Annotated in this window: 13 protein-coding genes and 1 tRNA gene; 10 read left to right on the forward strand and 4 right to left on the reverse strand. The window is 66.9% G+C overall.

The features are described from left to right. The first annotated feature begins 1 nt into the window (after position 1). The 4 genes from tadA to KCTC_RS09335 all read left to right on the forward strand — a co-directional run bounded on the left by tadA (position 2) and on the right by KCTC_RS09335 (position 2,028). A complete protein-coding gene (gene tadA, locus KCTC_RS09320; protein ID WP_269461416.1) occupies positions 2-448 on the forward strand; it encodes a tRNA adenosine(34) deaminase TadA in 447 nt (148 codons plus the stop codon). Between the two features lie 39 nt (positions 449-487). Further along, positions 488-574: transfer RNA gene (locus KCTC_RS09325), tRNA-Ser, on the forward strand. Positions 575-778: 204 nt separating this feature from the next. Continuing rightward, positions 779-1,735, forward strand: coding sequence for a hypothetical protein (locus KCTC_RS09330; protein WP_125568866.1), 957 nt, complete (start codon positions 779-781; stop codon positions 1,733-1,735). Between the two features lie 17 nt (positions 1,736-1,752). Further along, on the forward strand, positions 1,753-2,028 hold the full coding sequence (locus KCTC_RS09335; RefSeq protein ID WP_125568868.1) for an Lrp/AsnC family transcriptional regulator: 276 nt from the start codon (positions 1,753-1,755) through the stop codon (positions 2,026-2,028). Here the strand turns inward: KCTC_RS09335 and KCTC_RS09340 are convergent. After that, a complete protein-coding gene (locus KCTC_RS09340; protein ID WP_164512558.1) occupies positions 2,025-2,426 on the reverse strand; it encodes a phage holin family protein in 402 nt (133 codons plus the stop codon). The genes KCTC_RS09335 and KCTC_RS09340 overlap by 4 nt on opposite strands. A 38-nt stretch (positions 2,427-2,464) precedes the next feature. Between KCTC_RS09340 and KCTC_RS09345 the strand changes: the two genes are divergently transcribed. Beyond that, positions 2,465-3,055, forward strand: coding sequence for a hypothetical protein (locus KCTC_RS09345; protein ID WP_125568872.1), 591 nt, complete (start codon positions 2,465-2,467; stop codon positions 3,053-3,055). Here KCTC_RS09345 and KCTC_RS09350 read toward each other — a convergent pair. Further along, a complete protein-coding gene (locus tag KCTC_RS09350; RefSeq protein WP_231998663.1) occupies positions 3,006-3,941 on the reverse strand; it encodes a sterol desaturase family protein in 936 nt (311 codons plus the stop codon). The two genes, KCTC_RS09345 and KCTC_RS09350, sit on opposite strands and share 50 nt — an antisense overlap. A 58-nt stretch (positions 3,942-3,999) precedes the next feature. Here KCTC_RS09350 and KCTC_RS09355 point away from each other — a divergent pair, with 58 nt between their 5' ends. Beyond that, positions 4,000-4,641: a TetR/AcrR family transcriptional regulator gene (locus KCTC_RS09355; protein ID WP_125568874.1), complete on the forward strand. Its 642-nt coding sequence runs from the start codon at positions 4,000-4,002 to the stop codon at positions 4,639-4,641. Positions 4,642-4,764: 123 nt separating this feature from the next. Here KCTC_RS09355 and KCTC_RS09360 read toward each other — a convergent pair whose 3' ends face one another. Then, the gene (locus KCTC_RS09360) at positions 4,765-6,063 is read right to left on the reverse strand and encodes an MFS transporter (RefSeq protein WP_231998664.1); all 1,299 of its coding nucleotides are present in this window, start codon (positions 6,061-6,063) and stop codon (positions 4,765-4,767) included. Between the two features lie 154 nt (positions 6,064-6,217). On the opposite strand from KCTC_RS09360, the gene KCTC_RS09365 reads away from it, so the two are divergent. Genes KCTC_RS09365 through KCTC_RS09375 form a run of 3 tightly spaced genes read left to right on the forward strand, consistent with a single transcriptional unit; the run spans position 6,218 to position 9,703 of the window. Beyond that, complete coding sequence (locus tag KCTC_RS09365; RefSeq protein WP_125568879.1) at positions 6,218-6,583, forward strand: YciI family protein; 366 nt, start codon at positions 6,218-6,220, stop codon at positions 6,581-6,583. Between the two features lie 32 nt (positions 6,584-6,615). Continuing rightward, positions 6,616-7,767: an RNA polymerase sigma factor gene (locus tag KCTC_RS09370; protein WP_231998665.1), complete on the forward strand. Its 1,152-nt coding sequence runs from the start codon at positions 6,616-6,618 to the stop codon at positions 7,765-7,767. 19 nt (positions 7,768-7,786) lie between these two features. Beyond that, positions 7,787-9,703, forward strand: coding sequence for a M3 family metallopeptidase (locus tag KCTC_RS09375; RefSeq protein ID WP_125568883.1), 1,917 nt, complete (start codon positions 7,787-7,789; stop codon positions 9,701-9,703). Positions 9,704-9,950: 247 nt separating this feature from the next. On the opposite strand, the gene KCTC_RS15170 is transcribed toward KCTC_RS09375, so the two are convergent. After that, a complete protein-coding gene (locus tag KCTC_RS15170) occupies positions 9,951-10,085 on the reverse strand; it encodes a hypothetical protein (RefSeq protein ID WP_269461417.1) in 135 nt (44 codons plus the stop codon). A 191-nt stretch (positions 10,086-10,276) separates the two neighbouring features. Between KCTC_RS15170 and KCTC_RS09380 the strand changes: the two genes are divergently transcribed. After that, positions 10,277-12,079 carry a DEAD/DEAH box helicase gene (locus tag KCTC_RS09380; RefSeq protein WP_125570103.1) on the forward strand — a complete coding sequence of 601 codons (1,803 nt, stop codon included), beginning with the start codon at positions 10,277-10,279 and terminating at the stop codon, positions 12,077-12,079.

Genomic DNA, 12,079 nt, shown 5'->3' on the forward strand with positions numbered 1-12,079 from the left:
GATGGATTCCCACGACGTGATGGGGCTCGCGCTGGATGAGGCGCGGGCCGCCCTGGAGACCGGGGACGTCCCGGTCGGCGCGATCGTCGTCGGAGCCGATGGTCAGATCGTCGGGCGCGGCCGCAACATCCGTGAAGCGACCCACGACCCCACCGGCCACGCCGAAGTGGTCGCGCTGCGGTTCGCCGCGGAGGCACTGGGGCGCTGGCGCCTCGAGGACTGCACTCTCGTCGTCACTCTCGAACCGTGCACCATGTGCGCCGGCGCGATCGTCCAGTCGCGGATCAGGACCCTCGTGTTCGGCGCGTACGACGAGAAGGCGGGCGCCGTCGGATCGCTGTGGGACGTCGTACGCGACCGGCGCCTCAACCACCGTCCCGAGGTGATCGGTGGCGTACGCGCCGAGGAATCAGCGGCGTTGCTGCGCGACTTCTTCGACCGCATCTGAATTTCGTCGGTCGGTCGCTCCACTTGTAGGCTGCCCCACGGTTGCGTGTCCGAGAGGCCGAAGGTGCATCACTCGAAATGATGTGTGGGGTTAAACCCACCGTGGGTTCAAATCCCACCGCAACCGCCGTACAAAGGAACTCCCGGGGGAATTTCCCCGGGAGTTCCTTACATTACGGAGCGACCTGCAGATGCCGTTGTCGAGAACCTTCACCGTCTTCCGTGTGCTGTCGGCGAGCACGGTTGCCCGCATGCGGAGTGGGCACGAGCCTGCGTGAGGAATATGCCGGTGCGGGAGCGCATGTCACACTCGCCAGCCAGAAGTCGAATCTTGGGGGGAACCTTGATCGCGATCCGTACGGTTGCGGCTGCCGCCGCGACCGCAGTGGTGCTGTTGCTTGCTGCGCCTGCGCATGCCGCTGACCCGAGCAGCAACACCTCGGCGAACGGCCTCTACAACTGCGACGTCAACAGCAGCCAGATCACCGGGGCCTGCCTGAGCGGTGCCGTCTCCGACTTCAACCGTGCGCGCGCGAAGGAAGGGCTGGGCCCGATCAACCTGCCCACGAACTTCCGGTACCTCCCGTTGAGCTACCAGTTGCTGATCCTGGCGAACATCGACCGCGCGGACCGCGGGTTGGCTCCCTTTGTCGGTCTCTCCGCGACGCTCAACGCGTACGCCATGCAGGGTGCACGGACGGACACCGATCCGCCGTTCCCGTCCTGGACGATGTACGGCGCCGGGAACTGGGTCGGATCCGTGAATGCGTTCTGGGCAGAGTTCGAGTGGATGTACGACGACGGCCCGGGCAGCTCCAATCTGGATTGCCCGTCCTCGGGTGGACCCGGCTGCTGGGGTCATCGTCACAACATCATCATGAACTGGCCGGACGCGATGATCATGGGCGCGGCCACCGCGCACGGCGGCGCGGCCACAATTGTTCTGGGTCAAGACGGTCACGACCGGGCCGACCAGTACCAGTGGGTCTCGGCGTTCCGGTACTTCAACAACCGACCGCGTCCCAACGTCGGGATCAGCTTCGCGAGTGCCAGCCCGCAGGTCCTGTACGTAAACATCTTCCGTCACAGCCGGACGACGCTGCTGATCCAGCGCTACTACGGCGGTGCCTGGCACACGGTGAAGACGTACGTGACTCCGGGCGCGGTCGCGGGCAACGTCACCTGGCACGGGCACTTCAACGGGATGACCCCTGGCACCTACCGGGTGGCGTCGAACGAGAACTCGCGCTTCCTCAAGCAGCTCTCGAACTCGACGATCGTCCGCTGAGCCGGGAGACTGGCCTCATGATCACCGCGATCGTGTTCGTCAAGGCCGACACTGCCCGGATCCCGGAGGTGGCCGAGGCCATTGCCTCCCTCGACGGCGTCAGCGAGGTGTATTCGGTGACCGGCCGGATCGACCTCATCGCGATGATCCGCGTCCGCTCCCACGATGACATCGCGGCGGTCGTCGCAGACAAGCTCAACAAGGTTGACGGCGTACGCGAGACCGTCACTCACATCGCCTTCCGCGCCTACAGCCGGCACGACCTCGAGGCAGCCTTCGCCATCGGCGACTAACGCCGGATCTTGTCGAACACCAGCGAGGTCGCCCACGACGCGATCGTGATGATCAGCCCACCTGCGACGGCCGTCCAGAACCCTGCCACGTGCAGGTGGAAGCCGATCGTGCTCTCGTTGAAGTGATTCGTGATCCTGGCCGTGAGGGCCAGCATGGCCGCGTTCACCAGCAGCAGGGCGAACCCGAGCGTCAGCACGATCGCCGGGATCGCGAGCACGGTGACGAGCGGGCGTACGAACTTGTTGATGACGCCCAGGAGTGCGCCGATCAGCACCACGGCGAACACGCGGCGGCCATCGCTCGGCGGGTGGTCGTACTGGATCGACAACCCGTCGAGAAGCGCCAGCGCGACGGTCAGAGCAATGATGTTCACGGCCAACCAGGTCACCCATCGCATGCAACCGATCGTAGGGCTCATCTGCGAAGATCGGTCGCATGCGTACTCCGACCGTTGTGGCTGCGGGTCTCCTCGCCGTGGGTCTGTCGGTCGCACCGGCTGCGGCAGCAAGCTCCGCGCCGAGACCGACCGCGTCGACAGCCACGCCGTCCGCCTGCCCCCTCGACGCGAAAGCGGCAGCGAAGTCGGCCGCCGTGATCGCGGAGGTAGTCGTCGCTCACCCCGCCAGACGGGCGGCCGACGGCACCCTCGTCCTGACGGTGACGATCGAGGACGTCCTCAAGGGCGCGGCGAAGAAGGGCCCCGCGTCCCTCGTTGCGAGCGGCACCGGCTGCGCCTCCAGGCTGCTCGCGGACGCGCAGCCCAAGGACGTACTGCTCGTGCTCGGAGCGCCCAGAGGCACCCAGATACGCCTGAACGGCGCTGCGCCGACGGTCCTGGTCGGCGACCAGGCCTGTCAGGTCGAGAAGGTCCTGGGGAAGGTCTGCGAAGAAGCCTCCACGGGCGTGGTCTTCAACAAACTCGACCCGTCCGACCCGCAGCCGTGGCTGCGCATCGCTGCGCCCGGTCTGGCCGCAGTCATCGTGTCGGTGCTGGGACTGCTCCTGCTCCGTCTACGCCGGAGGTAGCGCGCTCGCCGACCAGGTCGGCCGGAGCCCAGCCCGGCGGCTTGAAGAGGTACTGCATCTTCTCCTTGAAGGAGCGGGCGTTGCGTACGTCCACCCACAGATCGGCGTAGTGGCCGTACTGCAGTTTCCAGACGTTGTACGTGCCGATCGGTGTCGTCAGGCCGTACTTCGGACGCTGGATCTCCTTCTGGAACGTGCCGAACATCCGGTCCCAGATGATGAAGATGCCGGCGTAGTTCTTGTCGAGGTAGAGCTCGTCCGAGCCGTGGTGCACGCGGTGGTGTGATGGCGTGTTCATGACGAACTCGATCGGCGGCCAGAGCTTGTCGACCAACTCGGTGTGCGTCGTGAACTGGTAGATCAGGTTGAAGCTGAAGACGGCGAAGATCGCCCACGGCGGGATGCCGATGAGCGGCAGCGGCAGCCAGAAGATGACGTCGAACCACGGGTTCCACTTCTGCCGCAGTGCGGTGCCGAAGTTCATGTACTCGCTGCTGTGGTGCGCCTGGTGAGCAGCCCAGCCGACGCGGGCGCGATGCAGGAAACGGTGGGTCCAGTAGAAGGTGAGGTCGACGGCGAGGACGGCGATGACCCAGGACCACCAGTGGTTCATCGGCAGATGCCACGGGGCGACGTAGAGGTAGATCCCGATGAAGGCGACAAAGGCCAGGACCTTCACCATCACGGTGGTCACAATGGATCCCAGGCCCATCAGCAGGGAGGCGCGAGTGTCCTTCGGCTCGTAGCCGGTCACGTCGTCGTGGTCCAGGAACTTCAGCGCGGCCAGTTCGATCCCGACGAACAACAGGAAGAACGGGATCGCGTACGTCACTGGGTTGCTCCAGGGACTCAAGAGGTGGGTCAGGTCGTTCATGGGGGTCCTCACGTCGATATGACCCTAGGGTAAGTTACTGCAGGGTCAGATATCAAGTAGGGTGATGCACATGGCACGGGACCGCGGCGTTTCCACGAGCCGTGCAGGTACCAAGGGTGTCCCACGGGCCGATCGAGAGCAACAGATTCTGCTCGCGGCCTGTGAGGTGTTCGGGACCGAGGGCTACGCCGCCACGTCGGTCGTCACCGTCGCCGACCGCGCCGGCATCTCCAAGCCACTGATCTACCAGTACTTCGAGTCCAAGGAAGGTCTCTTCACCGCGGTCATCCACTTCGGCGGGGCGATCCTCGCCGACGAGATCGAGCGGATCGCGCGTACGGACATCGTTGGACTCGAACGCGGTCTGCAGACCCTGCGCGGGATCTTCGCAACGTTGGCTCCGAGGCCGTGGCTGTGGCGGCTCTTCTTCGACCCCTCCGCGCCGAGCAGCGGCCCCGCCGCCGCCGAAGTGGCCGGGTACGTCTCCCGGATCACCGTCCTGGCCGAGGAGGGTGTGGCTGAGCTGATGCATCTGGCCGGCAACGACGACGCCCTGGACATCTCCGCCATGACCGCTGTCTGGATGTCCATCGTCGACGCGCTCGTCACGTGGTGGCTCGACCACCTCGATCAGACGGCGGACCAGATGACCGATCGATGTGCCCGGCTGTTCCTCGCCGTGGTGGCGGCCGAGGTCCCGGCCGGGCTCTAGCCGAAAGGTGAGGGATTCCGGGCCGAGAGGTGAGGAATTCCGGGCCGGGGAGCGCCGGGATGTCAGGCGGCGGACCGATCAAGGGCATGGCCGGAGCGCCGTAGCCTTTCGGCGGGGATTTCCTCACCTCTCGGCGGGGATTTCCTGACCTCTCGGCGCGTGCGTGATCCGGTAGCGGACGAAGCTCGGCACCAGGATCGCGCAGGCGACGATGCCGATCACCACGAGGACGCCTCCGCCGGCAGCTGCAGCTGCCGTTCCGACGGCCACTGCGGCGCCTCCATGAGCGACGTCGGCAATACGCGGCCCGCCGGCGACCACCACGATGAACACACCCTGGAGTCGACCCCGGACGTTGTCGTCCGCGGCCTCCAGCAGCATTGCCTGGCGCATCGACGCCGAGGCCATGTCCGCTGCGCCCCCGATCACCTGGCACAGGACTCCCAGCCAGAGGAACAACGTCAGCCCGTGTGGCGCCAGCCAGACGGTGATGCCGAAGCCGGCCATCGACGCGCCCCAGATGCCGATGCACCAGAGCACCACGTACCCCTGTCGCTCGACCCTCGACAGCCAGCCCGAGAACACCCCGCCGAGGACGGCACCGGCCGGGATCGCCGCGAACAGGAGTGCGAGCGCGAGGCCGCCGGCCGCCGGGCCGTGGAAAGCCTCGTGGGCGATCTGCGGGTAGAGCGCGCGCGGCATGCCGAAGACCATCGCGATCAGGTCGACGACGAACGACATCAGCAGGACGGGTTGCGTACTCAGGTAGGCGAAGCCTTCCCAGACCGCGGAGAGCCCGGGTGTCTTCGCGGCGGCGTTGAGGACCGGTAGCGGGGGTAGCCGGAGCACCGAGTAGAGCGTGGCCAGCAACGTGATCGTGTCGATCAGGTAGAGCCAGGTGAAGCCGGTGAACGGGATGAGGACGCCCGCGACCAGCGGTCCGACGATGGCGCCGAACTGGAACACGGTCATGCCCAGGGCGTTGGCGGCCGGCAGGAGGTCGGTCGACAGCAGCGTCGGCAGGATCGCCGACCGGGCGGGGGAGTTCACCGCGAAGAAGGCCTGCTGCACCGAGAACAGACCCAGCAGGAGCCACGGGTTTCGATTCCCTGCAGCTGCCTGAGCCCAGAAGAGCGCCGAGGTGCCGATCAGACCGACCGTGGTCACGATCAGCACCCGGCGGCGATCGAAGTGATCGACCAGCGCGCCGCCGTACAGACCGAAGATCACCAACGGCACCAGCCCGAACAGCCCGGCGAGGCCCACGTACGCACTGGAGCCGGTGTCCGCGTACAACTGCGCGGGGACGGAGACGACGGTGAGTTGGGCGCCGATCATCGTCACGATCTGGGCAACCCACATCCGACGGAAGTTCGGGTCCTGCAGCGGACGTGTGTCTGCGACGATCGCCCGCCAATTCACTGAACTTCTCGAGCGAGCCACGACGACCTAACCTGCCACACCGCCCGGGTCTTCCCGCCAGTGAATATTTTCGGTTGGGTTGTCGTATCCGCCCCGACTCGTTCGTGGAACGGGTGAGAGCGGCTACCAGGGCCATCCGACGAAGGAGCAGATCATGACGCAGTACTTGCTTTCCGTGTACGACCGTCCGGGCGACCGTGAGCGTCCGCTCGAGACCATGCAGCCCCTGTTTGAAGCAGTCGACCGCTTCAACGCGAAGCTGCAGGCCGAGGGCCACTGGGTGTTCGCCGGCGGTCTCGCCGACCAGAGCACCGCCACCGTGGTCGAGGCCAAGGGTGGGGACGTCGTGGTGACGGACGGCCCGTTCCTGGAGACGAAGGAGTACCTCGGGGGCTTCTGGATCATCGAGGCGGCAGATCTCGACGTCGCTCTGGGTCTGGCCAAGGAAGGCGCGATCGCCTGCACCAACCCGGTCGAGGTCCGTCCGTTCATGGCCGAGGACGAGCTTCCCGTCGAGTGATCGAAGAGGCGTTTCGCGACGAGTGGTCGCGCGTGGTCGCGTCGCTGGCGCGCCGCTTCGGTGATCTGGACATCGCCGAGGAGGCCGCTGGCGACGCATTCCTCGCAGCTGCGGAGCGGTGGCCGATCGACGGCCAACCGGCGAATCCGGGTGGGTGGCTCATGACGACCGCGACCCGCCGGGCGATCGACCGGCTCCGCCGCGAGAACGTACGCGATCAGCGCCATCGAGCCGCAGCCATGATCACGCACCAACCGGACCCGGTCGGGATCGTCGAGGACGATCAACTCCGGCTGATCTTCACGTGTTGCCATCCGGCGCTGGCGCCGGAGGCACGGACGGCCCTGACTCTGCGACTCGTCGCAGGTCTGACGGTGCCGGAGATCGCCCGGGCGTTCCTCATACCGGAGACGACGCTGGCCCAACGGATCACCCGCGCGAAGTCCAAGATCCGTGCTGCGGCTATCCCGCTGAGGGTTCCGGAGCGGGAGGATCTGGCCAACCGGCTCGCCGACGTCCTCGCGGTGATCTACCTGATCTTCAACGAGGGCTATCTCCCCGGCGAGCCCGGACATGCTGATCTAGCCGCGGAGGGCGTACGCCTCGCCCGGCTGATGCGTGGTCTGATGCCGACGGACGGCGAGGTCGCCGGGCTGCTGGCGTTGATGCTGTTGACCGAGTCACGGCGCGGGAGCCGCTACGGCACCTCCGGCGAGCTGGTCACGCTCGCTGATCAGGGTCGCGGGGGCTGGGATCACGCTCTGATCGCGGAGGGGCATGCGCTGGTCCGCGAACGGCTGGCGTCAGGGCTGAGCCCCGGTGTCTATCAACTCCAGGCAGCCATCAACGCCGTCCACACCGACGCCGGCGACGCACGCGACACCGACTGGTCACAGGTGGTCGCACTGTACGACCAGCTGTACGCGCTGCAGCCGACGCCGGTGGTGGCGCTGAATCGGGCGGTGGCCATCGCCGAGATGGACGGACCGGAGGTGGCGCTGGCGATCGTCGAGCCGCTGGACCTCGTCGGCTACCACTCGTGGCACGTCACTCGGGCCGACCTCCTGCGTCGACTGGGTCGGTCCCGTGAGGCGCGGGCTGCGTACGCCCGGGCCATCGAACTCGCCGTCAATCCGGGCGAGATCGCGTACCTGACCCGGAGGCTCGGCGAGCTTGTCGGATGAGCGTGGCAGGCTAGCCCGCATGACGCCCGCACCACTGGTTCTGCCTGCCGAAGCCGACGCCCAGCAGTGGCTGGAATTGAGGCGTGACGCCGCGCTGACGATCGCGCGCGAAGCGGCCGCGGAGTTGAAGTCCGTACGCCCGACCGACGCGATGGCGGTGCTGCGTCGGTGGGACGACGCCGAGCTGGCGCTGCACGGCCTGAGCGGGATGGCGTCACTGCTCGCGAGCGTGCATCCGGTGGAGGCGGTGCGTACCGCCGCCGAGGACGCCGAGGCTGCTGCCGACAAGCTCGACACCGAGCTTTCGCAGGACCCCGAGTTGTACGCAGTCTTCGCCGGGTTGAGGACCGACGGGCTTGACCCGCTCGCGGCGAGGTTCCTGGAGAAGATCCTGACCGACTTCCGCCGTGCCGGAGTCGACCAGTCCGAGGAGGTACGCGCCGAGCTCACGGCATTGGAGGAGCGGCTCACTGAGCTGGATCAGGAGTTCTCGCGCATCACCCGCGACGACGTTCGGTCCATCAAGGTGACCGCCGACCGGCTGGCCGGTCTGCCGCAGGACTGGCTGGAGGCGCACCCGGTCGGCGCGGACGGTCTGGTCACCGTCACCACCGACTATCCCGACACCCTCCCGGTTTTCACCTACTGTCACGACGCCGAGGTGCGACGTGAGCTCCGGCTGGCTTTCCTCAACCGGGGTTACCCGGCGGCGGACAAGGTCCTGCACGAACTCTTCGACGCTCGCCAGCGTCGCGCCGAACTCGTCGGCTACCCGGACTGGGCCTCGTTCGACGCGGCGGTGAAGATGATCGGATCCGGCCCCGCCATCCCGGAGTTCGTCGACAAGATCGCAGCCGCGGCCGTCGACCCGGCCCAGCGCGACCTGGCGATCCTCCTGAAGCGGTACCGGGAGGACAACCCGGAGGCGACCGAGGTGCAGTGGTCCGACAGTGCGTACTACGGCGAGATCATCCGCAAGGAGCAGTACGACGTCGACGCGCAGGTGGTGCGGACGTACTTCGACTTCACCAAGGTGCGCGGCGGTCTGCTGGAGGTCACCGGCCGACTCTTCGGCCTGCGGTACGACGCGGTCGACGTCCCGACGTGGCATGAGGACGTGGCGTCGTACGACGTCGTCCGTCTGGAGGACGGAGCCAGCCTCGGCCGCATCCACCTCGACCTGCATCCGCGCGAGGGCAAGTACAAGCATGCTGCGCAGTTCGATCTCGCTCCCGGCGTCAACGGCAAGTCCGTGGCCGAGGGCGTCCTGGTCTGCAACTTCCCGCGCGGACTGATGGAGCACGACGACGTCGTCACGCTCTTCCACGAGTTCGGCCATCTCGTCCATCACATCCTCGGCGGGCAGCAGGACTGGTCACGCTTCTCCGGGGTGGCAACGGAGTGGGACTTCGTCGAGGCGCCGTCGCAGATGCTCGAGGAGTGGGCGTGGGACGCCGACATCCTGGCGTCGTTCGCCACGAATGCCGCAGGCGAGCCGATCCCAGCCGCCCTCGTGGCCAAGATGCGCGACGGCGAGGAGTTCGGGAAGGGCTACACGGTCCGGATCCAGTGCTTCTACGGGGCACTGTCGTACGCGTTCCACCAGGAGCGTCCGGCAGATCTCACGGAGCGACTCCGGGAACTGCAGGGCCAGTACGCGCCGTTCCCGTACCTGGACGGGACGCATTTCTACGCAAACTTCGGCCACCTCGGTGGCTACTCGAGCGCCTACTACACGTATCAGTGGTCGCTGGTGATCGCGAAGGACTTGTTCAGCGCCTTCAAGCACGACGACATGTTCAATGCCGAGATCGCGGGCCGCTACCGCGACAACATCCTGGCGCCCGGTGGGTCGAAGCCCGCCGCGGAGTTGGTGTCGGACTTCCTCGGCCGCCCGTTCAGCTTCGACGCGTACGCCGAATGGCTGGCTCGCTGAGCCAGCCGGAGGGGTTCAGTCGCGCTGAGGCGTGGCGTACGGGGCTGGTGCGTCGGCGAGCGGGACGAGCTTGCCGAGCGCCGGCACCCAGTGCACGACCAGTTCGGTCTCGGTGGAGCGGGTCTCGTTCATGTCTGTGCCTTTGATCGGGGAAGAAATGCACCGCCCCCGCTGCGTTGAACACAACGGGGGCGGCGGTGCCGCGTCTGCGTGGGTGCAGTGCGGCGCTGGTCTGGGGAGCCTGGCGTCAGGCGACCGAGGCAGAGTGGTCAGCAACCTTCTCGCGGCTCCACGAGCCTTCGAGGTGGAACTCACCGTTTGCATCGAGAACCGGAACCCAGTGCATCTCGAGAACCTTGCGGGTCGTCTTCTGGACCTTCATCGGACACCTCCTGTTTACCGTCCGTTCACCAAATGTAGCGCCTCCCCACTTGAGATGCAAACAACGGGCGTGTCTGGTGGGTCACGCTCCACTTTCGGGATGCTTTTGGGGATCTTGCCCGGTGTGACCGCTCCCTCGTACGCGTGGAATGTCCGAACGCCCCACTCAGCCCGTACCGTTATCAAGTGACCATGGACAACGCCCCTGCCGCCGATGCCCTGACCTTCGCGGAACTCGGCCTCGCGGATGGCGTACTTGCCGCGGTCACCGCCGCCGGGTACGAGACCCCCAGCGCCATCCAGGCGGCCACCATCCCGCTGCTTCTGCAGGGCCGCGACGTCGTCGGCCTCGCGCAGACGGGTACTGGCAAGACCGCCGCCTTCGCGCTCCCGATCCTCAGCCAGCTCGACCTCGCGGTGTCCGCGGGCGCCCCGCAGGCTCTCGTCCTCGCACCGACCCGCGAGCTCGCCCTCCAGGTCGCGGAGGCCTTCGAGGGATACGCGTCGCAGCTGCCGTCGCTCAAGGTGCTGCCGATCTACGGCGGCCAGGGCTATGGCCCGCAACTGACCGCGCTGCGTCGCGGCGTCCACGTGGTGGTCGGTACTCCGGGCCGGATCATGGATCACCTGGCCAAGGGCACCCTCGACCTGTCGGAGCTCCGGTTCCTGGTGCTCGACGAGGCTGACGAGATGCTCAACATGGGCTTCGCCGAGGACGTCGAGACGATCCTCGCCGACACCCCGGCGACCAAGCAGGTCGCGCTGTTCTCGGCGACCATGCCGCCGATGATCCGCAAGCTGTCGCAGAAGTACTTGAACGACCCCGAAGAGGTCCAGGTCAAGAGCGCCACCAAGACCAACGCGAACATCACCCAGCGCTACCTGATGTGCTCGTACCCGCAGAAGGTCGACGCCCTCACCCGCATCCTCGAGGTCGAGAACTTCGAGGCGATGATCGTCTTCACGCGTACGAAGTCGGAGACCGACTCGCTCGCGGAGAAGCTGCGCGCTCGTGGTTTCAGTGCGTCCGCGATCAACGGTGACGTCGCTCAGGTGCAGCGTGAGAAGACTGTCAACCAGCTCAAGGACGGCTCGCTCGACATCCTCGTGGCGACCGACGTCGCCGCTCGCGGTCTCGATGTGGAGCGCATCTCGCACGTCATCAACTACGACCTGCCGACCGACCTCGAGGCGTACGTCCACCGGATCGGCCGCACCGGGCGTGCCGGCCGCAAGGGCGACGCGATCTCGTTCGTCACTCCGCGCGAGCGCTACCTCCTCAAGGCGATCGAGAAGCACACCAAGGCCGCGCCGGTCGAGATGAAGTTGCCGAGCGCCGACGAGGTCAACGCGACCCGGCTCAGCCGGTTCGATGACGGCATCACCGCGGCGCTGAGCGACGAGAAGGTCGCCTTCTTCCGCGACGTCGTCTCGCACTACGTACGCGAGCACAACGTGCCCGAGTTGGACGTGGCAGCAGCTCTGGCCGTGGTGCTGAACGGTGCCGCGCCGTTGCTCCTCGAGGACCAGCCGGAGCCCGTGCGCCGTGAGCGTCCGGTGCGCGACGACCGGGACGAGCGTCCGCAGCGTGGCGACCGATTCGACCGCGACCGTCCCGGTCGCGACGCCCGCCCGAACCGCGACAACGGCCAGCCGATGCAGCAGTACCGGATCGAGGTCGGCAAGCGCCACCGTGTCGAGCCGCGCCAGGTCGTCGGCGCCCTCGCCAACGAGGGTGGTCTGCGCCGCCAGGACTTCGGCAACATCACGATCAAGGAGCACTTCTCGATCGTCGAGCTCCCGCAGGACCTGGACCCGGCGATCTGGGCTGCACTCGAGCAGACCCGGATCAGCGGCAAACTCATCGAGTTGAGCGTCGACAAGGGCCCGAACCTGAGTGCTGCTCGCGGCGGAGACCGTCGCCCGCGCCGCGACTTCGGCGACAAGCCGGCGTACGGCGGGGACAAGTCCCGGACTCGCAAGCCTCGTCACTGA

It is taken from the genome of Nocardioides baekrokdamisoli, assembly GCF_003945325.1.
GTDB classification, from domain to species: Bacteria; Actinomycetota; Actinomycetes; order Propionibacteriales; family Nocardioidaceae; genus Nocardioides; species Nocardioides baekrokdamisoli.